This window comes from Pseudomonas sp. W15Feb34 (assembly GCF_023127765.1).
Taxonomy (GTDB): Bacteria; Pseudomonadota; Gammaproteobacteria; order Pseudomonadales; family Pseudomonadaceae; genus Aquipseudomonas; species Aquipseudomonas synxantha_A.
The window spans coordinates 173,905-199,366 of sequence record NZ_SPKN01000003.1; the positions used below are offsets into that span (position 1 = coordinate 173,905).

Consider the following 25,462-nt stretch of genomic DNA (forward strand, 5'->3'; position numbering starts at 1 on the left):
CTCCAACAAAGTGAGAGCAGCTTAACTGCGTCGCCGGTCTGTCGTACAGGCTGCGTTTAGTCGCATACTGCGCGGCCAGAATTTCAACGGCTTTACGGAAATCTCCCGCATGAAACGCACACCTCATCTGCTTGCGATCCAGTCTCATGTGGTCTTTGGCCACGCCGGAAACAGCGCCGCCGTGTTCCCCATGCAGCGTGTGGGAGTGAATGTCTGGCCGCTCAATACGGTGCAGTTCTCCAACCACACTCAGTATGGACAGTGGGCGGGCGAAGTGTTGGCGCCGCAGCAGATTCCGGCCCTGGTAGAAGGCATTGCCGCGATTGGTGAGCTGGGCAACTGTGACGCGGTGCTGTCCGGCTACCTGGGCAGCGCCGATCAGGGCCGTGCAATCCTTAGCGGCGTGGCCCGTATCAAAGCGATCAATCCGAAGGCGCTGTACCTGTGCGACCCGGTGATGGGCCACCCGGAAAAGGGTTGCATCGTGCCACAGGAGGTCAGCGATTTCCTGCTCGATGAGGCTGCGGCCATGGCAGATTTCCTGTGCCCCAACCAATTGGAACTGGACAGCTTTGCCGGGCGCAAGCCGCAATCGCTGTTTGATTGCCTGGCCATGGCCAAGGCGTTGCTGGCCCGCGGGCCCAAAGCGGTGCTGGTCAAGCACCTGGATTACCCAGGCAAACTGCCGGAAGGTTTTGAAATGCTGTTGGTGACGGCTGAGGGCAGTTGGCACTTGCGTCGGCCGCTGCTGGCGTTCCCGCGTCAGCCGGTGGGTGTGGGTGACCTGACGTCGGGCCTGTTCCTGGCGCGGGTGCTGTTGGGCGATAGCCTGGTGGCAGCCTTTGAATTCACCGCCGCAGCGGTGCATGAAGTGTTACTGGAGACCCAGGCCTGCGCCAGTTATGAACTGGAACTGGTGCGGGCCCAGGACCGTATTGCCCACCCTCGTGTGCGCTTCGAAGCCACACCGATCAGTTTGTAAGCACAGGGAGCCCGTGGGTTTACAAATTACGGCGCGTCGGCTTTGATCTCCCGGTAACGCTTTTCCAGCTCCTGACGAATCTGCCGACGCTGCTGGGCCTGCACAAAGCGGCGCTTGTCCTCGCTGTTCTGCGGTTGCAGCGGCGGCACGGCGGCAGGTTTGCGCTGGTCGTCCACGGCCACCATGGTAAAGAAACAGCTGTTGGTATGGCGCACCGAGCGTTCACGGATGTTCTCGGTCACCACCTTGATGCCCACTTCCATCGACGTATTGCCGGTGTAGTTGACCGACGCGAGGAAAGTCACCAGTTCACCGACATGGATCGGTTCGCGAAAAATCACCTGGTCCACCGACAGCGTGACCACATAACGACCGGCATAACGGCTGGCGCAGGCGTAGGCCACTTCGTCGAGGTACTTGAGCAGCGTGCCGCCGTGGACATTGCCTGAGAAGTTAGCCATGTCAGGGGTCATCAGTACCGTCATCGACAGCTGGGCGTTTCCGGGTTCCATAGCACACTCACGGGTTGTAGGCATTGGTTGGGGGGAGGGCACCTCTGCGGGTGCTGGAGTCTTTGCAGCGCCATCCCTAACGGGACGCTGGTGGGCAGCTTGCCGTCACGCGTGCATCGATCTGTTTCCATATATTGCACCGGCTTTTCAGCAGAAGTCGCGGTGTTAACCTTCAAAAGCCCATCTCAGGGCATTTCTTACGATCAAGGCAGACTTTTCCTTCCGCTCTTTGCGACCGTACAAAGGCGGCCGGAAGTGGGAAAAGCGCTGGTACCTCAAGGAGTCCCTCGCCATGCACGCCATCAGCTTTATCCAGGACCTGGCCGTGATCATGCTGGTGGCAGGGGTTGTGACCATCCTGTTTCACCGCCTCAAGCAGCCGGTGGTGCTGGGCTACATCGTCGCTGGCTTTATTATCGGGCCGCATACCCCGCCGTTTGGCCTGATCCACGATGAAGACACGATCAAGACCCTGGCTGAGCTAGGGGTGATTTTCCTGATGTTCTGCCTGGGCCTGGAGTTCAGCCTGCGCAAGCTGTTCAAGGTGGGCGCCACGGCGTTTATCGCGGCCTTCCTGGAAATCGTCCTGATGATCTGGATCGGCTATGAGATTGGCCGCTGGTTCGACTGGAGCACCATGGACTCGCTGTTCCTCGGCGCGATCCTGGCGATCTCCTCGACCACCATCATCGTCAAGGCCCTCAATGACCTGAAGATGAAAGACCAGCGTTTCGCCCAGCTGATTTTCGGGGTATTGATCGTCGAGGACATTCTCGGCATCGGCATCATTGCCCTGCTGTCGAGCATCGCCGTCAGTGGCACGGTCAGCTCAGGCGAAGTGTTCTCCACGGTCGGCAAACTCTCACTGTTCATGATCGTCGCGCTGGTGATCGGCATTTTGCTGGTGCCGCGCCTGCTGGCCTACGTGGCCAAGTTTGAAAGCAACGAAATGCTGCTGATCACCGTATTGGGCCTGTGTTTCGGCTTCTGCCTGCTGGTGGTGAAGCTGGAGTACAGCATGGTGCTCGGCGCCTTCCTGATTGGCGCGATCATGGCTGAATCCCGTCAGTTGATTAAGATTGAGCGCTTGATCGAACCCGTTCGCGACATGTTCAGCGCGATCTTCTTTGTCGCGATTGGCTTGATGATCGACCCGCAGATCTTGCTGCAATACGCGTGGCCGATCGCCGTGATCACCGTGGCTGTGGTACTGGGCAAAATGCTCTCCTGTGGCCTGGGCGCTTTTATCGCTGGCAATGATGGTCGTACTTCGTTGCGGGTCGGTATGGGGCTGTCACAGATTGGCGAATTTTCTTTCATCATCGCAGCGCTGGGGATGACTTTGCAGGTGACCAGCGACTTCCTGTACCCGGTGGCCGTGGCTGTTTCGGCAATCACGACCTTGCTCACCCCCTACCTGATTCGCGGGGCTGACCCGCTGTCGTTGAAGATCGCAGCGGTAATGCCCAAGCGCATGAGCCGGGTATTCGGACTGTATGGCGAATGGCTGCGCAGCATCCAGCCCCAGGGCGAGGGTGCAATGCTGGCGTCGATGATCCGCAAGATCATCCTGCAAGTCGGGGTGAATCTGGCACTGGTGATCGCGATCTTCTTCGCCGGCAGTTTTTTCGCGGCGCGCATCGGCGGGTATCTGGAAGGCTGGATCAGTGATCAGAGCTGGCAGAAGGCGTTGATCTGGGGCGGGGCGCTGCTGTTGTCGCTGCCGTTCCTGATTGCGGCGTATCGCAAGCTCAAGGCGCTGTCGATGTTGCTGGCCGAGATGAGTGTGAAGCCGGAGATGGCCGGGCGGCATACCCAGCGTGTGCGAAGGGTGATCGCGGAGCTGATTCCGCTGCTCTCGCTGCTGGTGATCTTCCTGCTACTGGCAGCCTTGTCGGCCAGCATTCTGCCGACCAACAAGTTGCTGGTGCTGATCGCCGTGGTCACGGCGGCAGTGGCTGCGGTGCTCTGGCGCTGGTTTATCCGGGTGCATACGCGGATGCAGGTGGCCTTGTTGGAAACATTAGATAACCACAAGGATACGCCGGAGCACTAAAGGTTGGGTGTGGGACTCAGCTTTCCAGCCAGACGTCCCGCGCCCAGTGCCACACCGATTCCCAGGATTCTTCGGTGACGATTTCTTCTTCGCCAGACCACAGCACCACGGTGCCGTCTTCTTCGACGCAGTAGTAGTCGTCACCGTCTTGGCAGATTGGGATCAGCTCTCGAGGTACACCAAGGTCCCAGGCGTTTGCAGCCACTTCAGGCAGGTAGGTATGGGAGCCCGGGTCAGTAATGGTCACTGGCTCCAAGCTGCCGTACACCACATCACTGACGGTCAGCAGGAATTCCTTAAAGACGAACGGAATATTGATGAACAGCTGTTCTTCAACTTCCACCAGTTGGTCTTCGTCAGGCAGCTCCAAAGGAACCGGGACCGGTTCGTTGGCTTCACGCAATTGTTCGATGATTTCTTCCACGGCCGGGATCCTCTTGCTAGATGGCGCGGTTTATAGGGGCGTTTTATACAGTAGCTCGCTATAAGTGCAACCGTGAAATAGAAAACCCCGGACATGTCCGGGGTTTTTGTTACCGCTTGCTCAAACGCGTGAGTATCAGCTGTTCTGGCGGATACCGGCGACCAGCCATGGCTGGTTCTCGCCCTGAGCACGTTCCATGTTCCAGCTTTCGCTGAACACTTCGCCCTGGTCGAAACGCGACGACTTCGACACGCCGCTGAAGGTCAGGGTGGCGATGGTCTTGTCGGCACGATCATCCACACCTTCAAGCTGTACGCGCAGGTCGTCGATGTAGGTCGACTGGAACGCATCGCCGATCTCGGCGCGTTCGCGCTTGAGGAACTCCAGCAGTTGCGGAGTCACGAACTCGGCAATCTTGTCCATTTCGTTAGCGTCCCAGTGCTGTTGCAGGGACTGGAAGTGGCTGCGGGCCGCTTCGACGAAACGCTCTTCGTTGAACCAGGCCGGAGCATTGATCACCGGACGGGCGGCGGCAGGTGCTGCCGAGCCACCGAAGATCGAACCCATGGCTGGCTTCTGCTCGAACACTTCACGCTGCATCGGCGCGCCGGCTGGAGCAAGGTGCTCCTGCTGCTTGCGGCGACGGGCAGCGATAAAGCGGAAGATCACAAAAGCGATGACGGCCAGGATCAGGATGTCGAAGATCTGCATGCCCTGGAAGCCGCCGCCCATGAACATGGACGCGAGCAGGCCACCGGCGGCGATACCGGCCAGAGGGCCCAACCAGCGCGAAGCACCGCCGGCCTTGGCAGCAGCGCCAGCCGCACCGGCTGCACCCGCAGTTGCGGCAGCACCGCCGGCACCGGCGGAGGGAGCCATTTGACTGGTTTGGTGAGTCGGCGCTGCGCCAGAGCTTTTGCCGCCACCGAAGCGTTTGGCGTTGGCGTCCAGGCTCATCGTCAAGCCGATGCACAACGCCATGGCGATGCTAAGAAAACGTTTCATAAAGGGAATTCCCATTTGTGGATTGCACGCGCGCCATGTTGCACAGGTGTCGTGGCAGTGGCTAGCGGCATAATGTTTCGGGCTTTTGCGTAAGACCAAATCCGAAGGGTCTGTAGGACTAACTACAGATATTGGCCCGTGCTCTTCTAAAACAAGGGTGGGCCAATAATCTTCATGTTACGCAGTGTTTCTTGTGGCGAGGGAGCTTGCTCCCGCTGGGCTTCGCAGCAGCCCCAAAAAACGGGCGAGCTGCCTCGCCACAAACAGCTCGCTTCAGACCGCTTCGAGCTTCGCGTAACCCATCATCAGCCACTTGCTGCCTTCGGCGAAGTTCACCTGCACCCGGGCCTGTGCACCGGCGCCTTCGAAATTGAGGATCACACCTTCGCCGAAGATCGCATGTTTGACCTGCTGGCCAAGGCTGAACGGGGTTTCAGGAATCTCGGAACCGGCAAACATAGTGCTGGAGTTCTGCTGCTGGCCGCCCCCGAACGGGCGACTGACGCTGTTGGACAGGCGCACTTCCTGGATCAAGCCTTTCGGCACTTCACGTACGAAACGCGACACCTTGTTGTAGGTCTCGCTGCCATACAGGCGTCGGGTCTCCGCGTAGGTCATCACCAGGTTCTGCATCGCCCGGGTAATGCCCACGTAGGCCAGGCGGCGTTCTTCTTCAAGGCGGCCGGGCTCTTCCAGGCTCATCTTGTGGGGGAACAGGCCTTCTTCCATGCCCACCAGGAACACATAGGGGAATTCCAGGCCCTTGGCACTGTGCAAGGTCATCAACTGGATGCTGTCTTCATGCTCATCGGCCTGAGTATCGCCGGCTTCCAGTGATGCATGACCCAGGAAGGCGGCGAGCGGCGTCAGCTCTTCATCTTCCTCGGTGTTTTCAAAGGCGCGGGCAGCGCTGACCAGTTCCTCAAGGTTTTCTACCCGGGCCTGGCCTTTCTCGCCTTTTTCCGCCTCGTGGTAGGCGATCAGGCCGGACTGCTCGATCACGGTCTGGGTCATCAGGTGCAGGGGCATTTCTGCGCACTTGGCGGCCAGGTTCTCGATCAGCTCGACAAACACACCCAGCGCCCCGGCCGCACGGCCGGTCAAGCCTTTGTTGGCGATGAGCAAACGCATGGCTTCCCACATCGACACATCGGCATGGCGCGCATGGTCGCGGATCGCTTCAACGGTTTTCTCGCCAATGCCGCGGGCCGGGATATTGATCACCCGCTCCAGCGCCGCGTCGTTACCACGGCCTTCGAGCAAGCGCAGGTAGGCCATGGCGTTCTTGATTTCGGCACGTTCGAAGAAACGCTGGCCGCCGTAGATGCGGTACGGGATACGCTCGCGCAGCAAGGCTTCTTCCAGCACCCGCGATTGGGCGTTGGAGCGGTACAGAATCGCGATATCGCTACGGGCCAGCCCGGTTTTCAGCGCGCTTTCGATGGTTTCCACCACGTAGCGTGCTTCATCGTGTTCGTTGAACGCGGCATACAGGTTGATCGCTTCGCCTTCGCCGCCATCGGTCCACAGCTCTTTGCCCAGGCGCCCGGTGTTGTTGGCGATCAAGGCGTTGGCGGCCTTGAGGATCCCGGCGGTGGAGCGGTAGTTCTGCTCCAGACGGATGGTCACCGCGTCCGGGAAGTCCTCGGAATACTGATAGATATTCTCGATTTTCGCGCCGCGCCAGCCGTAGATCGACTGGTCGTCATCACCCACCACCATGAGGCTGTCGCCGCCCTTGGCCAGCAGGCGCAACCAGGCGTACTGCACGGCGTTGGTGTCCTGGAACTCGTCCACCAGAATGTGGCGGAAGCGCTTCTGGTAATGGGCCAGCAAACCGGGGTTGTCACGCCACAGGTCCAGCGCGCGCAGCAACAGTTCGGAGAAGTCGATCACGCCGGCGCGTACGCAGGCCGCCTCGTAGGCTTCATAAATGCTGCGCATGGTGGCCAGGAACAGGTCGCCGCTGGCCTGGATATGTTGCGGGCGCAGGCCCTCGTCTTTCTGGCCGTTGATAAACCACTGGGCCTGACGCGCCGGCCAGCGTTGTTCATCCAGGCCCAGTTCGCGGATCACCCGTTTGACCAGGCGTTGCTGGTCATCGCTGTCGAGGATCTGGAAGGTCTGGCTCAGCCCCGCTTCCTGCCAATGGGCTCGCAACAGGCGGTGCGCCAGGCCGTGGAAGGTACCCACCCACATGCCGGCCGGGCTGATGCCCATCAACTGCTCGATGCGATGGCGCATCTCGGCAGCGGCCTTGTTGGTGAAGGTCACCGACAGGATGGAATGCGGGGACGCGTTTTCGACCTGGATCAACCAGGCGATACGGTGCACCAGCACTCGGGTTTTACCGGAGCCAGCACCGGCCAGGACCAACTGACGGCCAACGGTGGCCGCTACGGCCTGGCGTTGGGCATCGTTGAGGGAGTTCAGCAAAAGAGAGAGATCATCGCGCATCGACGCATTCTATGGGCCTAAAGGGGCTCGGGCAAATCCCAATGCCCGGTGGTCGACGCAAAACACTTCGCACACCACCCAGCGGGCAAAAATTCTGTCGTGCGGGATGACCGGTTGGTCATGGGCCGCAGCCCGCGCCGCGTCTTGCTCGAGCTGTCTGGACCAAAGGTTTGCGGCCCATTGCAGGCGGTTTTTTATGACGTGGGGCAGTTTGGCCCAGGCGCTTGCTTGTGTATGCTCCGTCGACGTTTCGGGCTCACCATTATAAGAACATCGCCTATGACCCTTAGCACTGATCTGTTTGGCCCCTCAGTGGCGCCCGCGCAGGTCATCCGCAAACACTATGCAACCCAAATGGCGGTCGAGCGCACACGCCTGCTGTATCAGGGCTCGTTGCTGCCGACGCTGCTGATGCTGGTCAATGGCCTGGTCTGCGCCTGGTTGCTGTGGAATCCCGAGCACTACCTGCTCGACAGTCTCTGGTTGCTCTGGTTACTCGCTCTGGTGGCGATGCGCGTGATCCAGGTGGCGGCTTTTGATTCGGCCATGCCCAGCCGCCAGGCCCAACCGGTGTGGCGGCGTATGTTCATGCTCGGCTCAGCGGTCAGCGGCCTGACCCTGTCCATTGCCGCCATCGCCCTGGTACCCGCCGACAGTTTCATGCATCAGGCCTGGGTGTTCGGCCTGATCGGCGCCGCTACCTTGTCGGCCAGCGTGGCCTATGCCGTGAGCCTTTGGGCCTTCCTGTCATTTGCCTTGCCCTGCCTGTTGCCGGCCATTATTTATCTTTTCTGCAATGGCACCCCACAGCAGCAGGGCTGGGGCGTGCTTGGCCTGATCCTGCTGGCGTCCCTGAGCCTGGTGGCGTGGCAGGTCAACCGCTTGATCCAGCGCGGGCTGTTGCGTCGCTTCCAGAACCAGGCCCTGATCGAGCACCTGCAGCAGGCCCGGCAGCGCAGTGAGCAGCTGAACCTGGAGCTGGTGCGTGAAGTCGAGCAGCGCCGCCAGGTCGAGCAGGACCTGCGCGAAGCCCAAATCGGCCTGCAAGACCGCGTGGCGCAACGCAGCCAGGAACTGGATGCCGCCAGCCTCGCCCTCAATACCAGCGAAGCGCGCCTGGCCATGGCCCTGCAAGCCAGTGAACTGGGCCTGTGGGACTGGAACCTGCAAACCGACGAAGTCCATCACACTCAGCTCAAGGAGCTGTTCGGCCTGGAGCCTGAATACGTCAAGGCGATGCTCAGCCACCTCAAGCCGCGCCTGCACCCCGACGACCTGCCATTGCTCAAGCACGCGCTGGTGGAGCACTTGAAAGGTCGCAGTGAGGATTATCAGGTGGAATACCGGATACGTCATGGCGATGGACATTGGATGTGGATCCAGGACCGTGGGCGCGCGGTAGAACGTGCGCCCAATGGCCGCGTCGTGCGGATGCTCGGCACGCGCCGCGACATCAGTGCCAGCAAGGCGCTGGAAGAACAGCAACGGCTCGCCTCGACGGTGTTCGAGGCGGCCAGCGAAGGCATCGTGATCCTTGATCCCGAGTACGCGCTGATCGCGGTGAACCAAGCGTTCAGCCGTGTCACCGGTTTTGACATCGACGACATGCTTGGTCGCAATGTCGTGGAGCTGCCCAGCAGTCGCGATGCGCGGCGCCACTTCCCGATGATCCGCCAGGCCCTGCTCAGCCATGGCACCTGGCAGGGCGAGCTGGTAGAAACGCGCAAGAACGGCGAGCTCTACCCGCAGTGGCTGCAATTGAATGTGGTGCGCGATGTTCGGGGAAACGTCAGTCATATTGTAGGCTTTTTCGCCGATCTGTCGGCACGGCGCGAATCCGAAGAACGTATGCGCTACCTTACTCACTATGACGAGCTGACCGGCCTGGCCAACCGTTCGCTGTTTCGCGAACGGCTGCACGAAGCCCATCAACGCGTGCGCCAGGGCGGGCGCAGCCTGGCGCTGCTGCATATAAACCTGGACCGTTTCAAGTTGCTCAATGACAGCCTGGGCCATGAAGTGGCCGACCAGTTGTTACAGAAAATGGCCCGGCGTTTGATCAATGCGCTGCCCGAAGCCGACACCATTGCGCGCTTGTCCGGCGATGAGTTCGCGGTGCTGTTCGATGCCTACGGCAATTTGTCGAGCCTGGCGCGCGTGGCGACGCGGCTGTTGGCGAAACTGCGGGTACCGGTAACGGTGGAGGGGCACGAACTGGTGGTCAGTGCTTCTATGGGGGTCAGCTTGCTGCCGGATAATGCGCGGGAGATCTCTGCGTTGGTCAGCCAATCGAATATGGCCATGCAGCACGCCAAGCATCTGGGCGGCAATAATTTCCAGTTTTACACCGACAGTTTGCAAGCCAGCACCCTGGAGCGTCTGCAGTTGGAAAACCACCTGCGCAAAGCGATCGAGGAGCGCCATCTGAGCGTGTTCTACCAGCCGAAGTTGTGCCTGGCGACCGGCAAGCTGAATGCCGCCGAGGCGCTGATTCGCTGGGAGCATCCGCAGTGGGGCATGGTGCCGCCGGGGGACTTTATCGGCCTGGCTGAAGAAACCGGCTTGATCGTGCCGTTGGGAGAGTTCGTGCTGCGCCAGGCGTGCCGGCAAGCTTGCGAGTGGCAGCGCCAGGGGCTGGCGCCGATTCGCGTGTCGGTGAACCTGTCGGTGCATCAGCTGCGTCAAGGCAAGCTGGTCAGCCTGGTGCGTCAGGTTCTGGAAGAGACCGGGCTGGACCCGCAATACCTTGAGTTGGAACTCACCGAAAGCCAGTTGCTCGATAGCGTTGAGCACATCATCGCCACTTTCCAGCAGTTGCGTGACCTGGGGGTGAAGCTGGCCATCGACGATTTTGGCACTGGTTATTCGTCCCTCAGTTACCTCAAGCGTATTCCTGTGGATTACGTGAAGATCGACCAGGCCTTTATCCGTGGCCTCGGTCAGGCGCGTGAGGACGCCGCTATCACGCGGGCTATCATTGCCATGGCCCATGGGCTGGCGCTCAAGGTGGTGGCCGAGGGCGTGGAGGATCAGCAGCAGCTGGATTTTCTGCGCGGTGAACAGTGCGATGAGGTGCAGGGTTATCTGATCAGCCCGCCAATGCACGCCGAAGGGCTGGCGGATTTGTTACGCAAAAATGCAGATTTTTCTTAACGCCGCGTTGGCCGCCTTTATGGCTACATGGCGTCTGCCTGCTGAAACCAGAGGGGAGCAGGGCGATTTAGTGATGCATCGAACGGGCAAAACGACAATTCTTGTAGTATAACTACAAGCTTGCTACATCCCTGGCACCTGCCAATAACAAGAGTCCTGCCCTTTGAACCTGTTGCAACATATCGCCCAGTCGCGCCACCTGTTACGCAAATCGGAACTCAAGGTTGCCGATCATGTGCTGCTTGACCCTGCGGCCGTGATGCACAGTTCCATGGCCGATCTGGCTCACAGCGTGGGTATCAGCGAGCCGACCATCGTGCGCTTCTGCCGCGCCATTGGTTGCTCCGGGTTTCAGGATTTGAAACTCAAGCTGGCGCAAAGCCTGGCGGCCGGCGCGAGCTTCGGCCAGTTTGCGATCCATGAAGACGACTCCGTCGCCGACTACAGCCTGAAAATCTTCGACACCACCCTGCACACCCTGATGGAAGTGCGCGAGAAGCTCGACCCGGTGGAGCTGCAAAAGGCCGTGACCGCGATGTCCCAGGCCCAGCGCGTCGAGTTCTACGGCTTTGGCGCTTCCGGCGCGGTGGCTGCCGATGCCCAGCACAAATTCTTCCGTCTGCTGCTGACGGCCGCGGCCTACAGCGACCCGCACATGCAGGCGATGTCGGCAGTGACCTTGAAGCCCACTGACGTGGCCATCTGTATTTCCCAATCCGGTCGCTCCAAAGACCTGCTGATCACCGCCAACCTGGTGCGTGAAAGCGGCGCTTCGCTGATCACCCTGTGCCCGAGCCAGACGCCATTGGCGGAGCTGTCCACGGTTAACCTGGCGATCGACGTGCATGAAGACACCGAAATCTACACACCGCTGACCTCGCGTATTGCCCACCTGGTGGTGATCGACGTGTTGGCGATGGGCGTGGCCATGGCTCGCGGCCCGAGTCTGGTCAACCACCTCAAGAGCGTTAAACGCAGTTTGCGCAGCCTGCGTCTGTCACCCAAGTCCGTCAAAGCCCTCGACGACTAAATACCTGCACACAGAACTCAATGTGGGAGGGGGCTTGCTCCCGATAGCAGTAGGTCAGTCAATGAATCTGTGACTGAAACTCCGCTATCGGGAGCAAGCCCCCTCCCACATTAGATTCTCCATGCATCCAGAATCTTCATGAGGCTGTCATCCCCCCGTCATCCGTCGCGCCCATCCTGTACTCCCCCGTACTCGCATTGGGAGACTCCACATGACTCGGCATTACGAAGACAGCAACAGCACCGTCAAGACCCGTCGTCAGCAGGAAGACCAGCGCCGCATGGCGTTCCGTCGCGCCATCGAAGACCGTTGCGAAGAGCGCCAGTTGCTCCAGAGCATCAGTGACTACCCGGAACTCCATTGGCAGGCACCCGTGGCTGCCCAGCGAAACGCTCAGCCAGTGCGCTGATCTGCACCCGTTCGCTGCGGATAAAGCCCAGGAACGCATGGGCCACCGGTGACAGGCGTTTGGCCTTGGCCTGCACCAGGCACCAACTGCGGTACAGCGGCAGTTCTTCCACCGGCAGCTCTTTGAGCCCGCCGGTGGCCAGTTCCAGGTTCAAGGCGTGGCGCGTCAGCAGCGCCACACCCAAACCTGCGACCACGCACTCTCGTTGCGCCTCGGCCGACGCCACTTCCACGGTCTGTGTGAAGTGCACGCGTTTTTCCTTGAAGTACTCTTCGCACGCCAGCCGCGTGCCGGAACCCGGCTCGCGGATAAGTAGCGTGTAAGGCTCCAGGTCTTGCAGGCGCAGCGGCCCTTGCAGGCTCAACGGATGATCCGGCAGTGCCACCGCGACAATCGGATTATTGAGAAACGGCAGGAATTCCAGGCCCATGTCCTGGGGCACCATGGACATGATCACCAGATCATCGCGGTTATCCGAAAGCCTGCGGATTACCTGAGCACGATTGACCACGGTCAGGTGCAGTTGCACTTCCGGGTGCTGGCGCTTGAAAGCCGCAAACAGGTGCGGCACGAAGTACTTGGCGCTCGATTCCACCGCCAGCTTCAGTTGGCCCTGCAGTGAGCCCTGCATGTCCGATAGCTGCATATCGAGGTTTTCCAGGCGCCCGAAAATATCGCGACTGGCCCGTTGCAGGGCTTCGGCGGCCTCGGTCATGTAGAGCTTCTTGCCGACGTAGTCGAACAGCGGTTGGCCGATCAGTTCTTCCAGCTGGCGGATTTGCAGGCTGACGGCCGGTTGCGTGAGGGACATTTCCTCGGCGGCACGGCTGTAAGAGCGCAAATCGCACACCTCATGAAAGATCTGAAGTTGTCTTAATGTCAGCCTCATCAATGACTTGCGCATTATTTATCCCCTCTCAACCCCGGCCATACCGTCAACTATAAGTCTTTGCTTATGTATGACCCAATAATTATTGATTTTTGTTAATCCTTTGGCGGGCTTAGTGTGTGTCTCGCGACTGTCATGAAACATTTGGTCACGCGCCGACCCACCTCAAGCGGGTCGAAGAACGCAGCAATCGGCTCAAGGGAATTTCCAAGTGATAAAAAAGATCCTGATCGCCAACCGTGGTGAAATTGCCGTACGAATCGTGCGCGCCTGCGCCGAGATGGGCATTCGCTCGGTCGCGGTTTACTCGGACGCCGACCGCCACGCGTTGCACGTCAAACGTGCCGACGAAGCCCACAGCATTGGTGCCGAGCCCCTGGCCGGCTACCTCAACCCGCGCAAGCTGGTGAACCTGGCGGTGGAAACCGGTTGCGACGCGCTGCATCCCGGCTACGGCTTCTTGTCGGAAAATGCCGAGCTGGCGGATATCTGCGCCGAGCGCGGCATCAAGTTCATTGGCCCTTCGGCCGAAGTGATTCGCCGCATGGGCGACAAGACCGAAGCGCGCCGCAGCATGATCAAGGCCGGTGTGCCGGTCACTCCCGGCACCGAAGGCAACGTCGCGGATATCCACGAAGCGCTGACCGAAGGCGACCGCATTGGTTACCCGGTGATGCTCAAGGCCACTTCCGGTGGTGGCGGGCGCGGTATCCGTCGTTGCAACAGTCGCGAAGAACTTGAACAAGCCTTCCCCCGCGTCATTTCCGAGGCCACCAAGGCGTTCGGCTCGGCGGAAGTGTTCCTGGAAAAATGCATCGTCAATCCCAAGCACATCGAAGCGCAGATCCTGGGTGACAGCTTTGGCAATGTGGTGCACCTGTTCGAACGCGATTGCTCGATCCAGCGTCGCAACCAGAAGCTGATCGAAATTGCCCCCAGCCCGCAATTGACGCCTGAACAGCGCGCCTACATCGGCGACCTGTCGGTGCGTGCGGCCAAGGCCGTGGGCTATGAGAACGCCGGTACCGTGGAGTTCCTGCTCGCCGAGGGCGAGGTGTACTTCATGGAGATGAACACCCGGGTGCAGGTGGAACACACCATCACCGAAGAAATCACCGGCATCGATATTGTCCGCGAACAGATCCGCATTGCCTCGGGCTTGCCGCTGTCGGTGAAGCAGGAAGACATTCAGCACCGTGGTTTCGCGTTGCAGTTTCGCATCAACGCCGAAGACCCGAAGAACAACTTCCTGCCCAGCTTCGGCAAGATCACCCGTTACTACGCCCCCGGCGGCCCCGGTGTGCGTACCGATACAGCGATCTACACCGGCTACACCATCCCACCGTTCTACGACTCCATGTGCCTGAAACTGGTGGTGTGGGCGCTGACCTGGGAAGAAGCCATGGACCGCGGCCTGCGTGCCCTGGACGACATGCGCCTGCAAGGCGTGAAGACCACTGCCGCCTACTACCAGGAAATCCTGCGCAACCCGGAATTCCGCAGCGGCCAGTTCAACACCAGTTTCGTGGAAAGCCACCCTGAGCTGACCAACTACTCGATCAAGCGCAAACCCGAAGAGCTGGCCCTGGCCATCGCCGCCGCCATCGCCGCCCACGCAGGCCTGTGAGGAACATTCCAATGACTAAAAAGATCTTCGTAACCGACACCATCCTGCGCGACGCCCACCAATCGTTGCTGGCCACCCGCATGCGCACCGACGACATGCTGCCGATCTGCGACAAGCTCGACAAAGTCGGCTACTGGTCCCTGGAAGTCTGGGGTGGCGCAACGTTCGACGCCTGCGTGCGCTTTTTGAAAGAAGACCCGTGGGAGCGCCTGCGCAAACTGCGCGCCGCGCTGCCTAACACGCGCCTGCAAATGCTGCTGCGTGGCCAGAACCTGCTGGGCTACCGCCATTACAGCGACGATGTGGTCAAGGCCTTCGTGGCCAAGGCTGCCGTCAACGGTATCGATGTGTTCCGCATCTTCGACGCCATGAACGACGTGCGTAACCTGCGCGTGGCCATCGAAGCGGTCAAGGCTGCCGGCAAACATGCCCAGGGCACCATCGCCTACACCACCAGCCCGGTGCACACCGTCGATGCATTCGTGGCCCAGGCCAAACAATTGGAGTCCATGGGTTGCGACTCTATCGCGATCAAGGACATGGCCGGCCTGCTGACGCCTTATGCCACTGGCGAGCTGGTCAAGGCGCTCAAAGCCGAGCAGAACCTGCCAATCTTTATCCACTCCCACGACACCGCCGGTTTGGCTGCGATGTGCCAACTCAAGGCTATCGAAAATGGTGCCGACCATATCGACACCGCCATCTCCAGCTTCGCCTGGGGCACCAGCCACCCGGGCACCGAGTCGATGGTCGCCGCCCTTAAAGGCAGCGAGTTCGACACCGGCCTGGACCTGGAGCTGCTGCAGGAAATTGGCCTGTACTTCTACGCGGTACGCAAGAAGTACCACCAGTTTGAAAGCGAGTTCACGGCGGTCGACACCCGTGTGCAGGTCAACCAGGTACCGGGCGGGATGATTTCCAACCTGGCCAACCAGTTGAAAGAGCAGGGCGCTCTCAATCGCATGAGCGAAGTACTCGCCGAAATCCCGCGTGTACGTGAAGATCTCGGCTTCCCGCCGCTGGTGACCCCGACGTCGCAGATCGTCGGCACCCAGGCGTTCTTCAACGTGCTGGCCGGTGAGCGCTACAAGACCATCACCAACGAAGTGAAGCTCTACCTGCAAGGCGGCTACGGCAAGGCCCCGGGCACTGTGAACGAAAAGCTGCGCCGTCAGGCCATCGGCAGCGAAGAGGTCATCGACGTTCGCCCGGCTGATTTGCTCAAGCCGGAAATGACCAAGCTGCGCGGTGAAATCGGCGCGTTGGCCAAGTCCGAAGAAGACGTGCTGACCTACGCCATGTTCCCGGATATCGGGCGCAAATTCCTTGAAGAACGCGACGCAGGCACCCTGGCCCCTGAAGTCCTGCTGCCGATTCCGGAGGCAGGCGGTGTGGCCCGTGCCGGTGGTGAAGGCGTGCCGACCGAATTCGTCATCGACGTGCACGGCGAAAGCTACCGTGTAGACATCACCGGTGTCGGCGTGAAGGCTGAAGGCAAACGCCACTTCTACCTGTCCATCGACGGTATGCCGGAAGAAGTGGTGTTCGAGCCGCTCAACGAGTTCGTCAGCAGCGGCGGCAGCAAGCGCAAGCACGCCACCGAACCCGGCCATGTCAGCACGGCGATGCCGGGCAATATCGTCGACGTGCTGGTCAAGGAAGGCGATGTGGTCAAGGCCGGCCAGGCTGTATTGATTACCGAAGCCATGAAGATGGAAACCGAAGTGCAGGCCGCGATTGCCGGCAAGGTGACCGCTGTTCATGTGGCCAAGGGCGACCGGGTCAACCCGGGTGAGATCCTGATTGAGATCGAAGGCTGATAACAGCCTTCGACACTACCGCTTAATCCTCGGGGGGGCAGGTGCCCTCCTTTTTTTTGCCTGAAACTCAGGCCTCTGTAGAGGGTTTGCGCCTGAAACTGACAAAGACCCCGCTGGGTGTGTAGATCAGCCTCGGCGTCAAGGTTTTAAGGTTGCTGGTGATCCTGTTGAAGCGTCCCTCAATCTGAGCAGCGTCGATAACACGTAACTGGCGGGTTAGCAGTTCGTCGTTTTCGTGTTCGACCTGGATATTCAGTGTTGTGCCCTTGAGGCGGGCGCTGTTGCCGACTTTCAAGGTGCTGTGCGCTTCACCCATGCCGAGGGTGAAGGCCAGGGTCGACCCGTTTGCCAGGTCAAGGTCGTGCTTGATTCGCGTCTGGCTTTTCAGCGCAGGGTCCAGCAGCAGCGTGCCGGCAACGTCAAGATTGGTTACCGTGCCTGCGGTGTAGGTTGCGCCTGCATCAATCGTCATTGTGCCCCCGATGTAACTCTGGTTGATCAGCGTTGCCCCGCGAGAGACTCGGCCTTGCTGATTGGCGTCCAGCGCACCGTCGAGGGTCCAGGCACCGCTGCCTATCCACAGGTGCTGGATACGAAGGGCGCCGTTGAAAGTGCCACCTTGGACATCGTCCAGCACGACGTGATTGGTGCCACTGCCACCGTCTACTTTGCCGTTGAATTGAGCGTTACCGCGCACAGTCAACACATCATCGCCACCCCCCATATCCAGGGCGATGCCTTTGGTGCCGCTTATCAGCCCATCGTTGGTGACTTGGTCATTGTGTTCTCCGATCAGCCTCACGCCGTAGCCGTTGCGACCGGTGATGATGCCCTCGTTGATCAGCGAGGTGCTCCCATAGGCCGGGCCCAAGTCCCCATCGTCCACCAGCACCCCATGATGTGCGCCGCGAATAACTCCACGGTTATAGATTTCGCCGCCGCCCATGGCGATGCCTTCGCTGGTGTTGGGGGCTCCGTTCTTGTCCGCGCCATTGGCCCCGGTGCCTTCAATGAGCCCGTAGTTGTGCACGCGTGCACGTTTGTCGATGTCCAGGCCATCACCGTCGCCATCATTCTCTTTGGATCGCTGGGCATCCGCGCCCCTGATGATGCGGTAGTTGACGACGTCTGCATTGCCCTTGGATTTCAGACCGGCCCCTTTATGGCCGATGATTACGCCGTAATTGATCAGCGTCACATCGTCGGTGGCTTTGATGCCGTTGCTGCCACCCGCTACCGCTCCGTGGTTGACGATTATGCTTGCTGCGCTGTTCGCGCTTATGCCGCTATACGACTCCTTGAAGCGCGTGGAAGGCCCGGTGGATATGTGCCCGTAGTTGGTAAAATGACCGCCGGTGGCGAGTTCGATAGCGTTACTTTTTTCAGCATAAACAGGGGCTGCTGCCGAACAGCCAGGCAGGGGGATATAGGCCGCAAGCTGGTGGGGTACTCGTAACATTGGGTTTCGACCTCAAGTGTGCTTGAGGTCGAAAACTAACGCAGGTAACAGCCGACAGATGTCGGCTGGCAGAGCAGATGATTGTAAGAAGGCTCGCTGTCGGGATGTCGTCTGACGATGCTCGGTTAAAAGCTCATCGTCCATTGCCCCTTCAAACCCTGGTTGCGGCTATGGGTGCCAGCTTGGCCGCTGTAGGCCAGGCCCAGGGTGTGTTGCTTGGATAACGCAAGATCAACGCCCAAGTTTACGTCGAGGCTATTGCGGTCCAGGGACGTGCCGGTAATGGTGAAGCCATCAAGCGCAACGGGCGCATTGCGATAGGTTTGGTGCACCTGGCTGTCAACCGCGCCGTAGAGGTGTTTCCAGCCGGCGCTGAGGTGAGGCGTGAGGCTGACCTGATCATCGAACCTGTAAACCGTCGCCAAGCGCAGGCCAACGGTGCTGTTAAGGTTCTGCTGGGTCTGCGCGCCGACGTTCAGCGCGGTCAGGCCGCCACTTTCCTTGAAACTGTCGCGGTGATGACGCTGGTAGCCGAGGCCAGCGAAAGGCTCGATGTGGAGGTCCTGGCTGCCCAATTGATAGCCCAGCTCAGAGAACAGCGTTTGGCTTTGAGCATCGTAACGAGACTTGAGCGAGTCCTTGTAAACGAGCAGGTTGACGTCGCGCCGGTTGGTCCCGGCATGGCTGCTGTAAATCGCCCCCAGGCGCAGGGCCAGCGGGCCGTCCTGACGCACCGCGTATGCGCCCAGGTGCAAGCTGTCCAGTTCGGTAGAGAAGCGTTGCGCCTTTAGGTCACTGGCGGATTTTGCCCCCATAACACCCACACGCCAGGCGTTATCCACTGCCCAGTCGGCGCCCAGCATCAGACCCTTGCTATCGTGCTTCAGTCCGGCGCTGCCGCTTCGTTGGTCGAGGTGGCCGCCGTTACTCACCCCTTGTACCCAGAAACGACCGTTGTCATCGTCGGGCAGGTTGCGCAGGGACGAGAGCAATTGGCTGCTGATGTGGCTGGTGACGGCGTGCGTGGCGCTGAGCAGGTTCGCGTTTTGGCTACCGGCCAATTGCTCCAGGGCTGCGCCGATGCCGCCGGGCTGTGCGGCGAGTGCGTCATTTACCTTTTGCAGCTCCTTGAGCTTCTCCGAGGTCAATTCGCCGGACTTGAGCAGTTCAAGCAGTGCGGGCTCCAGCACCTTGGCCACTTGCACGCCATTGTAGGTGGAGGCTTGGCCAATGAAGTAGCCGGGGTAGGGCCCAGGGATTGGCGGCGTATCGACTTCAGGTTTGAAGGCCCCCTCAGCGTCGAGCGAATCATAGGGTTGGTGAGGCCTGTATTCAATATCGCCTCGTGCGTGCGCAGGTTGCACACTGAGGGCAATTACAAGACTGATAAATGCTGCGATTCTTTGCGGTGTAAAGGGCATGAATTACCGACCTCTGATGAATGAGGCCGGGAATGTAGCGGGGGCACAGGCGGATAACTGTCAGGCCATTGACCGCTGGTTTGCGGGAGTTGTCTTTAGTCAGGTGCGATAAAAAGCCCATCTGCGTTTGGCCGACCAAGGCGCTATACAACGGGTGCTGCGCTTTAACTGCGGTGCATATACCCCTTGCCGAAATGCCGCTCCATGCGCGCCTGGATCAGCTCCAGTCCCAGTGACAGTACCCAATAAATGATTGCCGCCGTGGTGAGCATCTCGATGTAGCGGTAGCTGGAGCGGCCATAGGACTGTGCCAGGAACATCACTTCCCATACCCCCATCACCGAGACCAGCGACGAGTCCTTGAGCATCGAGATGAATTGGTTGGTGGCCGGGGGGATGATGGTGCGCATGGCCTGGGGCAGGGTGACGTGCCAGAAAATTTCCCTGTCACGCATACCCAAGGCCAGCGCGGCCTCGCGTTGACCATGGGGCACGCCGAGGATGCCGGCGCGGAAAATCTCGCTCAGGTAGGCACCATAGTTCAGCGACAACGCGATGATCCCGGCGACGATGGCGCCCGGCACCAGGCCCAGTTGCGGCAGGCCCAGGTAAATCAGCAGGATCTGGATCAGCAGCGGCGTGCCACGAAAGAACGAGGCGTAGAAACTGGCAATGCCAAACGCCACCGCGCTTTTCGACAGGCGCCCCAGCGCGGTGATAAAGCCCAGCACCGATGACGCAAGCATGGCGCACAGGCACAGGAATAGCGTCAGCGCCGCACCTTGCAGAAAACCGTTGGGCGCCAGGTGCAGGCCGACCAGGTTGGGCAGCTTGTCGAGAATGATCGAGAACTTCAGGTCAAAGCTCAGGAAGAAACTGGCAAACAGGGCGAACAGCGCCGCCCAGGTCAGGTAAAGCCGTATGCGAAAACTCATTGGCTGATGTCGGCGCCGATCCATTTTTGCGACAGCTTGCTCAAGGTGCCGTCCTGTTTAAGCTGGGCGAAGACCTCACGCACTTTGCTGTCCCACTGCGCGTCGCCTTTCTCGATGGCTACCGAGTTGGGCTCCGAATACAGCGGTGCGCCGGCCAGCTTGAAGCGCTTGTCCTGGGTCAGGCGCGGCTGCGCGGTAACCAGGTTGGTGAGGATTGCGTCCAGACGCACGCCGGCGCCCAGGCCCAGGTCCTGGAACGCCACATTGTCGGTATCGTACGGGGCGATCTGCACCTCTTCGAACGGGTACTGCAGCTGCGTGTCTTCGGCGCCTTCGATGACCAGGTTCTTGTTCAGGTAACTCTCGTAGCTGGAGGCACTGGTGAGCCCGACTTTCTTGCCGCTCAGGTCCTTGGCTTCGTGGATGCGATCATCCTTGGCGTTGACCACGATCACCGCGGGCGAGGCGTAATACTCAACCGGGAAGTCGAACACCTCGGCGCGTGCCTTACTCGGGGTCATGGAGCAGATGCAAATGTCATAGCGCCCGCTCCAGCGGCCAGCGGCAATGACGTCCCATGAAGGCGTTTCCAGGCGCAGCTTCACGCCAAGCTTTTGCGCCACGGCCTTGGCCACATCCACATCGAAACCGTCGAGCTGGTTCTGCTCGTTGAGGAATGAAAACGGCGGGTAGCTTTCCATCAGCACGCCGACCAGTTCCTTCTTCTGCTCGACACGATCCAGCGTGGCACCGCCAAAGGCTTGGGTGGAAGCAGCCAACATCGTCAGGCCCAGGGCCAACAGCGGTCTGAATTTCAAAATCGAACACCTGAATAAAAAAGAGGTTGTTATTAACCGAACGGTACGCATTAAATAGTTATAAGAACGACTCTCATAGTGAGTTATTTTCATAAGCATATGAGTAAAAAGCATATGGGCGCAGCACGCACAGTAATTCTCGATGGTGGCATGGGCCGTGAACTGCAACGCCGTGGCGCGCCGTTCCGCCAGCCGGAGTGGTCGGCATTGGCCTTGAGCGAAGCGCCGCAGGCGGTGGAGGCGGTACACGCGGCCTATATCGACAGCGGTGCCGACGTGATTACCAGCAACAGCTACGCGGTGGTGCCCTTTCATATTGGTGAGGCGCGCTTTGCCGCCGAAGGCCAGGCGCTGGCCGCATTGGCCGGTGAGTTGGCGCGACGGGCGGTGCAGGCGTCCGGCAAGGCGGTGCGTGTCGCTGGCTCCTTGCCGCCGCTGTTTGGCTCGTACCGGCCCGACTTGTTCCTGCCGGAGCGGGTCAGCGAGTTGCTGACACCGCTGGTGCTGGGCCTGGCGCCTCACGTCGACCTGTGGCTGGCGGAAACCCAGAGCTCAATCGTTGAAGCGCGAGCGATTCATGCCGGCCTGCCGCAGGACGGTAAACCGTTCTGGCTGTCGTTCACCTTGAAAGACGAAGACACCGACGACGTACCGCGCCTGCGCTCCGGCGAACCGGTAGCGGAAGCGGCCGAGGCGGCGGCGCAGTTGGGTGTGCAGGTGTTGTTGTTCAACTGCAGCCAGCCGGAAGTGATCGGCGCGGCGATCGATGCCGCGCGGGAGACCTTCGAGCGATTGGGCGTAGCGATTCAGATCGGTGCCTACGCCAACGCCTTCCCGCCGCAACCCAAGGAAGCCACGGCCAACGATGGCCTGGACCCGTTGCGCGACGACCTCGACCCGCCGGGTTACCTGCATTGGGCTGCGAATTGGCAGGCGCGTGGCGCCAGCCATTTGGGTGGGTGCTGTGGCATCGGGCCGGAGCATATTGCGGTGCTGGCGCAGCGCCTGACCAACTGATCCACCGCAGATTAAAGTGTGGGAGGGGCGGTGCGAGTGAGATCTAGATTCGGCAGTCGGCCAGCGTTCTCAGCTGGCCCGAACCACTCTGGTTCGCCTCAGACAACCAGGCCTCAAACCCCGCACCCACTTTGGGCCATTCCGAATCCAGGATCGAATACCACGCCGTATCCCGGTTCTGCCCCTTGACCACCATATGCTGGCGGAACACCCCCTCAAAACTGAACCCCAATCGCTCGGCCGCATACCTGGAGCGCGCATTGCTGTTGTTGCACTTCCACTCCAGGCGGCGGTAGCCCTGTTCGAACGCGTACTTGGCCAGCAGGTAAACCGCTTCGGTACTTTTTGGCGAGCGCTGCATCGGCGCGCCGAAGGTGACGTGGCCGATTTCAACGCGGCCTTGGGCTGGGACGATGGACATCAGGCTGAGGATGCCCTGGACCTGACCGGTCGCGCGGTCGATCACGCTGAAAAAATACGGGTCGCTATGGGCCGCATGGTTGTTCAGCCAGGTATCAAAGGCGCCGCGCTCGGGAAACGGGCCGTAGGGCAAATAGTCCCATAGCTTCGGGTCAGCACCGGGCCCTTGTAGGGCTTGCCACAGTTGATCGCCGTGGCGCGCCGGATCGAGTTTTTCCAGGCGGATAAAGCGCCCTTCAAGCAGTTGAACCGTGGGGGACGGGACGCCTTTCCAGTCGGCGAGGGAAGTGGACATGCTGGGCTCCTTAAAGACCTTGGCGAAATTGGATGAAACCAGGGCGTTCGGCGATGCGTTCGTAGAGTTGGATCGCGGTGGCGTTGGTCTCGTGGGTCAACCAGTGCACTTTGCAGCAGCCATCGGCCTTGGCGGTGGCGTAGACGAACTCGATCAGCTTACGGCCTACGCCGGTGCCGCGTTGGGATGGGTCCACTAAAAGATCCTGCAGGTAGCACGAGTTCTCGATGCTCCAATTGGAGCGGTGATAGATGAAGTTAACCATGCCCACCGCCTTCCCGTCCTGCCAAGCCAACGCCGAGTGGGTCGGCTCGCGGGCGTCTATCAGGCGTTGCCAGGTGCTTTGGCTGACGGTGTCCGGCAGTTCGGTGTTGTAGAACTTCAAGTAGGCCAGCCACAACGGTAGCCAGGCGGCGTGGTCCGCGGCGGTGACTTGGCGGATGTCGATCGGGGTCATTCTGCAACTCCTTGGGGAATGAAACGGGCGAGATTCTGGTCGCGCAGATCAGCGCTGCCGGCCAGGGCTTCACGTACGCCGGCCATATCGGCTGCGCTGCGGTTCTGGCTGAGCTTGCGTTTGCCGACCAGGCGGTCGATAGGCAGGGCAAAGCCAACGATGGCCTTGAGCATGGCGTCGATGTAGTCGGCCGGCGCGTCGCCGACGGCCCAAGGTTGGGCGCGGCCGCGTTCGTGGTGATCAGTGAGGGCGCCGACGACCTTGAGTAATCGCTCGCCGTCGTTGAACACGTCGGCCTTGCCGTAGGCGTGCACGGCGAGGTAATTCCAGGTGGGCACCACTTTGCCGTGCTCGGCCTTGGAGGGGTAAAACGCCGGGCTGACATACGCCTCGGCGCCAGCAAAGATGACCAGTGCTTCACTGCCGTTTTGCAGGTCGCGCCACTGCGGATTGGCCTTGGCCAGATGCCCATAAAGCGTACCGTTGGGTCCTTCGTCGGGATTGAGCAGTAACGGCAGGTGGCTGGCCTGCAGGCCGTTTTCACCCACGGTCACCAACTGCGCAAGGCGCGTGTGCTGGATCAGTTGCTGGATTTGGGGCAAATCATCAAGGGCGAAGGCGCGAGGTGTGTACATGGAAAATTTTCCTTGGCGAATACCTGCATCCTAGGCAGGCTAATGGCTCGTTGTAAGAGCCATCTAGCCCTCATTTCATAGGTCCAATATGCCGCCCGTCATCCCCTCGATGTCGTTCGACCCTGCTGGCATCGAGTTGGATCGCCGCCAGGGCCTGACACGCCAGCTGTACGACGCCCTGCGCCAGCGCGTGCTGGATGGGCGGCTGGTCAGTGGCACGCGCTTGCCTGCCACCCGTGATATGGCGGCGGCGTTGTCGATCTCGCGCAACAGCGTGGTACGCGCATACGATCAGTTGTATGCCGAGGGGTTTATTGAAAGCCGGGTGGGAGACGGCACCTACGTCTCACAGCTGCCCACAGCAAAAAAACTATCCACAAAACTATCCACAGGGTTTTCAACAGGCTTACCCACAGCCTTATCCACAAATCGTCTGGATAATGCGCACACTCAGGCCAGCGAAGTTATCCACAGTGGTGGCCTGGACAGGGTCAGACATAACCATTTGGTCCAGCCTCCTTGCGGTCCGCCACGGGCTTTTCGGGTGGGGGTACCGGCCTTCGATCTATTTCCTTTTGAGGTGTGGGCCAAGCTTAATGGGGCGTTCTGGCGCAAGCCGGACCTGGCGCAGTTATGCTACGGCGACCCGGCCGGTGACGAGCGTCTACGTGGCCTGATCGCCGCTTACCTGCGCACTGCGCGAGGTCTGCAGTGCACGACTGAGCAAATAGTGATCACCAGTGGCGCGCAACAGGCAATCAGCCTTTGTGCACAGTTGCTGGTGGAGCCTGGGGATTGCGTGGCGGTGGAAAACCCGGGTTATCGCGCGGCAGGCCATGCCTTTGCGTTGGCAGGTGGACGATTGAAGGGTGTGCCGGTGAATGGCGATGGTATTGACTGCGAGGTCTTGAACCGCCTGAAGGATTGCCGGGTGACCTATGTCACGCCGTCCCATCAGTACCCGTTGGGCGTGGTGATGAGCCTGGCGCGACGCCTGCAATTGCTGGCCTGGGCCGAGCGTACTGGCGGTTGGATCGTCGAAGACGACTATGACGGTGAGTACCGTTACACCGGAGCCCCCTTGTCGCCCTTGGCGGCGCTGGACCGTAGTGGGCGCGTGCTTTATGTCGGCACATTCGGCAAGGTGGCATTCCCGGCTTTGCGCCTGGGTTACCTGGTATTGCCGCCAGGTCTGGTAGAGGCCTTTGCTCAGCGCCGCGCCGTGGACATGCGTCATTCCGAAGTCAGCACTCAGGCCGTAATGGCCGAATTCATGGCGGCGGGGCATTTCCAGCGCCATATTCGGCGTATGCGCCGTGCGGCCCTGAACCGCCGCAACGCTTTGTTGGTCGGCTGGCCCAGCGAATTGCCAGGTGTCGGGGCCTTGCCCAGCGTTGCGGCAGGCTTACACCTGACGGTGCGCGTGGACAGCCTGGCCCGTGAGCAAGCGCTGCTTGCCCAAGCCCGCGCGGTAGATGTCGAGATCAACGGCTTGAGCGGCTACTGGCTGGCAGATACCGGCCCACCACCGGACCAGCGTGCCGGACTGGTGCTGGGGTTCGCTGCCGTGCCTGAGGCGGCCATCGCACAGGCGCTGGCCCGCTTGCGTCGGGCGTGGCTGGCTTGAATACGATCCGGCAC

General features: G+C 60.3%; 21 protein-coding genes. 9 read left to right on the forward strand and 12 right to left on the reverse strand.

Annotated elements, in window-relative coordinates:
* Positions 1-109 precede the first annotated feature (109 nt).
* The gene (pdxY, locus tag E4O97_RS01555; protein WP_032878650.1) at positions 110-982 is read left to right on the forward strand and encodes a pyridoxal kinase PdxY; all 873 of its coding nucleotides are present in this window, start codon (positions 110-112) and stop codon (positions 980-982) included.
* A 26-nt stretch (positions 983-1,008) separates the two neighbouring features.
* Here pdxY and E4O97_RS01560 read toward each other — a convergent pair whose 3' ends face one another.
* On the reverse strand, positions 1,009-1,494 hold the full coding sequence (locus tag E4O97_RS01560) for an acyl-CoA thioesterase (protein ID WP_003195747.1): 486 nt from the start codon (positions 1,492-1,494) through the stop codon (positions 1,009-1,011).
* A 292-nt stretch (positions 1,495-1,786) separates the two neighbouring features.
* Between E4O97_RS01560 and E4O97_RS01565 the strand changes: the two genes are divergently transcribed.
* Positions 1,787-3,550 carry a cation:proton antiporter gene (locus E4O97_RS01565; RefSeq protein ID WP_005792568.1) on the forward strand — a complete coding sequence of 588 codons (1,764 nt, stop codon included), beginning with the start codon at positions 1,787-1,789 and terminating at the stop codon, positions 3,548-3,550.
* 16 nt (positions 3,551-3,566) lie between these two features.
* Here the strand turns inward: E4O97_RS01565 and E4O97_RS01570 are convergent, their stop codons facing one another.
* The 3 genes from E4O97_RS01570 to uvrD form a co-directional block, all read right to left on the reverse strand.
* On the reverse strand, positions 3,567-3,974 hold the full coding sequence (locus tag E4O97_RS01570) for an SMI1/KNR4 family protein (protein WP_032878652.1): 408 nt from the start codon (positions 3,972-3,974) through the stop codon (positions 3,567-3,569).
* Positions 3,975-4,109: 135 nt separating this feature from the next.
* Positions 4,110-4,979 carry a Tim44 domain-containing protein gene (locus tag E4O97_RS01575; protein ID WP_032878653.1) on the reverse strand — a complete coding sequence of 290 codons (870 nt, stop codon included), beginning with the start codon at positions 4,977-4,979 and terminating at the stop codon, positions 4,110-4,112.
* 273 nt (positions 4,980-5,252) lie between these two features.
* A complete protein-coding gene (uvrD, locus tag E4O97_RS01580) occupies positions 5,253-7,436 on the reverse strand; it encodes a DNA helicase II (RefSeq protein WP_248160776.1) in 2,184 nt (727 codons plus the stop codon).
* 279 nt (positions 7,437-7,715) lie between these two features.
* Between uvrD and E4O97_RS01585 the strand changes: the two genes are divergently transcribed.
* The 3 genes from E4O97_RS01585 (at position 7,716) to E4O97_RS01595 (ending at position 12,028) form a co-directional block, all read left to right on the forward strand.
* Positions 7,716-10,589: an EAL domain-containing protein gene (locus E4O97_RS01585; RefSeq protein WP_032878655.1), complete on the forward strand. Its 2,874-nt coding sequence runs from the start codon at positions 7,716-7,718 to the stop codon at positions 10,587-10,589.
* Positions 10,590-10,752: 163 nt separating this feature from the next.
* The gene (gene hexR / locus E4O97_RS01590) at positions 10,753-11,619 is read left to right on the forward strand and encodes a transcriptional regulator HexR (protein WP_003177007.1); all 867 of its coding nucleotides are present in this window, start codon (positions 10,753-10,755) and stop codon (positions 11,617-11,619) included.
* A 211-nt stretch (positions 11,620-11,830) separates the two neighbouring features.
* Positions 11,831-12,028 carry a hypothetical protein gene (locus tag E4O97_RS01595; protein ID WP_078822668.1) on the forward strand — a complete coding sequence of 66 codons (198 nt, stop codon included), beginning with the start codon at positions 11,831-11,833 and terminating at the stop codon, positions 12,026-12,028.
* On the opposite strand, the gene E4O97_RS01600 is transcribed toward E4O97_RS01595, so the two are convergent.
* Positions 11,958-12,932, reverse strand: a complete 975-nt coding sequence (locus E4O97_RS01600; protein ID WP_032878656.1) for a LysR family transcriptional regulator — start codon at positions 12,930-12,932, stop codon at positions 11,958-11,960. The two genes, E4O97_RS01595 and E4O97_RS01600, sit on opposite strands and share 71 nt — an antisense overlap.
* Before the next feature lie 196 nt (positions 12,933-13,128).
* Between E4O97_RS01600 and E4O97_RS01605 the strand changes: the two genes are divergently transcribed.
* On the forward strand, positions 13,129-14,544 hold the full coding sequence (locus E4O97_RS01605) for an acetyl-CoA carboxylase biotin carboxylase subunit (RefSeq protein WP_003195732.1): 1,416 nt from the start codon (positions 13,129-13,131) through the stop codon (positions 14,542-14,544).
* 11 nt (positions 14,545-14,555) lie between these two features.
* The gene (oadA, locus tag E4O97_RS01610; protein ID WP_248160777.1) at positions 14,556-16,364 is read left to right on the forward strand and encodes a sodium-extruding oxaloacetate decarboxylase subunit alpha; all 1,809 of its coding nucleotides are present in this window, start codon (positions 14,556-14,558) and stop codon (positions 16,362-16,364) included.
* 67 nt (positions 16,365-16,431) lie between these two features.
* Here the strand turns inward: oadA and E4O97_RS01615 are convergent, their stop codons facing one another.
* From E4O97_RS01615 to E4O97_RS01630, 4 genes are all read right to left on the reverse strand, one after another.
* Positions 16,432-17,823, reverse strand: coding sequence for a hypothetical protein (locus tag E4O97_RS01615; protein ID WP_248160778.1), 1,392 nt, complete (start codon positions 17,821-17,823; stop codon positions 16,432-16,434).
* 125 nt (positions 17,824-17,948) lie between these two features.
* On the reverse strand, positions 17,949-19,244 hold the full coding sequence (locus E4O97_RS01620; protein WP_032878658.1) for an autotransporter outer membrane beta-barrel domain-containing protein: 1,296 nt from the start codon (positions 19,242-19,244) through the stop codon (positions 17,949-17,951).
* A gap of 164 nt (positions 19,245-19,408) precedes the next feature.
* Positions 19,409-20,179: an amino acid ABC transporter permease gene (locus tag E4O97_RS01625; RefSeq protein ID WP_032878659.1), complete on the reverse strand. Its 771-nt coding sequence runs from the start codon at positions 20,177-20,179 to the stop codon at positions 19,409-19,411.
* The gene (locus E4O97_RS01630; RefSeq protein WP_248133128.1) at positions 20,176-20,997 is read right to left on the reverse strand and encodes an ABC transporter substrate-binding protein; all 822 of its coding nucleotides are present in this window, start codon (positions 20,995-20,997) and stop codon (positions 20,176-20,178) included. Before E4O97_RS01630 ends, E4O97_RS01625 begins: the two co-directional genes overlap by 4 nt.
* 114 nt (positions 20,998-21,111) lie before the next feature.
* On the opposite strand from E4O97_RS01630, the gene E4O97_RS01635 reads away from it, so the two are divergent.
* Positions 21,112-22,014 (forward strand): homocysteine S-methyltransferase family protein, encoded by a 903-nt coding sequence (locus E4O97_RS01635; RefSeq protein WP_248160779.1) that lies wholly within the window; start codon positions 21,112-21,114, stop codon positions 22,012-22,014.
* 43 nt (positions 22,015-22,057) lie between these two features.
* On the opposite strand, the gene E4O97_RS01640 is transcribed toward E4O97_RS01635, so the two are convergent.
* Genes E4O97_RS01640 through E4O97_RS01650 form a run of 3 tightly spaced genes read right to left on the reverse strand, consistent with a single transcriptional unit; the run spans position 22,058 to position 23,821 of the window.
* Entirely contained in the window at positions 22,058-22,729 is a 672-nt protein-coding gene (locus E4O97_RS01640; RefSeq protein WP_078822665.1) for a GNAT family protein, read from the reverse strand.
* A 10-nt stretch (positions 22,730-22,739) separates the two neighbouring features.
* Positions 22,740-23,186, reverse strand: coding sequence for a GNAT family N-acetyltransferase (locus E4O97_RS01645; protein WP_248160780.1), 447 nt, complete (start codon positions 23,184-23,186; stop codon positions 22,740-22,742).
* Positions 23,183-23,821: an FMN-binding negative transcriptional regulator gene (locus E4O97_RS01650; protein ID WP_248133129.1), complete on the reverse strand. Its 639-nt coding sequence runs from the start codon at positions 23,819-23,821 to the stop codon at positions 23,183-23,185. Before E4O97_RS01650 ends, E4O97_RS01645 begins: the two co-directional genes overlap by 4 nt.
* Positions 23,822-23,909: 88 nt before the next feature.
* Here E4O97_RS01650 and E4O97_RS01655 point away from each other — a divergent pair, with 88 nt between their 5' ends.
* Positions 23,910-25,448: a PLP-dependent aminotransferase family protein gene (locus tag E4O97_RS01655; RefSeq protein WP_248133130.1), complete on the forward strand. Its 1,539-nt coding sequence runs from the start codon at positions 23,910-23,912 to the stop codon at positions 25,446-25,448.
* Positions 25,449-25,462 lie beyond the last annotated feature (14 nt).

What these genes read in the sequence shown, in the direction of transcription:
- pdxY (WP_032878650.1), top strand. Translation starts at nt 110, where the DNA reads ATGAAACGCACACCTCATCTGCTTGCGATCCAGTCTCATGTGGTCTTT.
- E4O97_RS01560 (WP_003195747.1), bottom strand. Translation starts at nt 1,494, where the DNA reads ATGGAACCCGGAAACGCCCAGCTGTCGATGACGGTACTGATGACCCCT.
- E4O97_RS01565 (WP_005792568.1), top strand. Translation starts at nt 1,787, where the DNA reads ATGCACGCCATCAGCTTTATCCAGGACCTGGCCGTGATCATGCTGGTG.
- E4O97_RS01575 (WP_032878653.1), bottom strand. Translation starts at nt 4,979, where the DNA reads ATGAAACGTTTTCTTAGCATCGCCATGGCGTTGTGCATCGGCTTGACG.
- uvrD (WP_248160776.1), bottom strand. Translation starts at nt 7,436, where the DNA reads ATGCGCGATGATCTCTCTCTTTTGCTGAACTCCCTCAACGATGCCCAA.
- E4O97_RS01585 (WP_032878655.1), top strand. Translation starts at nt 7,716, where the DNA reads ATGACCCTTAGCACTGATCTGTTTGGCCCCTCAGTGGCGCCCGCGCAG.
- E4O97_RS01595 (WP_078822668.1), top strand. Translation starts at nt 11,831, where the DNA reads ATGACTCGGCATTACGAAGACAGCAACAGCACCGTCAAGACCCGTCGT.
- E4O97_RS01600 (WP_032878656.1), bottom strand. Translation starts at nt 12,932, where the DNA reads ATGCGCAAGTCATTGATGAGGCTGACATTAAGACAACTTCAGATCTTT.
- oadA (WP_248160777.1), top strand. Translation starts at nt 14,556, where the DNA reads ATGACTAAAAAGATCTTCGTAACCGACACCATCCTGCGCGACGCCCAC.
- E4O97_RS01615 (WP_248160778.1), bottom strand. Translation starts at nt 17,823, where the DNA reads ATGTTACGAGTACCCCACCAGCTTGCGGCCTATATCCCCCTGCCTGGC.
- E4O97_RS01620 (WP_032878658.1), bottom strand. Translation starts at nt 19,244, where the DNA reads ATGCCCTTTACACCGCAAAGAATCGCAGCATTTATCAGTCTTGTAATT.
- E4O97_RS01625 (WP_032878659.1), bottom strand. Translation starts at nt 20,179, where the DNA reads ATGAGTTTTCGCATACGGCTTTACCTGACCTGGGCGGCGCTGTTCGCC.
- E4O97_RS01635 (WP_248160779.1), top strand. Translation starts at nt 21,112, where the DNA reads ATGGGCGCAGCACGCACAGTAATTCTCGATGGTGGCATGGGCCGTGAA.
- E4O97_RS01640 (WP_078822665.1), bottom strand. Translation starts at nt 22,729, where the DNA reads ATGTCCACTTCCCTCGCCGACTGGAAAGGCGTCCCGTCCCCCACGGTT.
- E4O97_RS01645 (WP_248160780.1), bottom strand. Translation starts at nt 23,186, where the DNA reads ATGACCCCGATCGACATCCGCCAAGTCACCGCCGCGGACCACGCCGCC.
- E4O97_RS01650 (WP_248133129.1), bottom strand. Translation starts at nt 23,821, where the DNA reads ATGTACACACCTCGCGCCTTCGCCCTTGATGATTTGCCCCAAATCCAG.
- E4O97_RS01655 (WP_248133130.1), top strand. Translation starts at nt 23,910, where the DNA reads ATGCCGCCCGTCATCCCCTCGATGTCGTTCGACCCTGCTGGCATCGAG.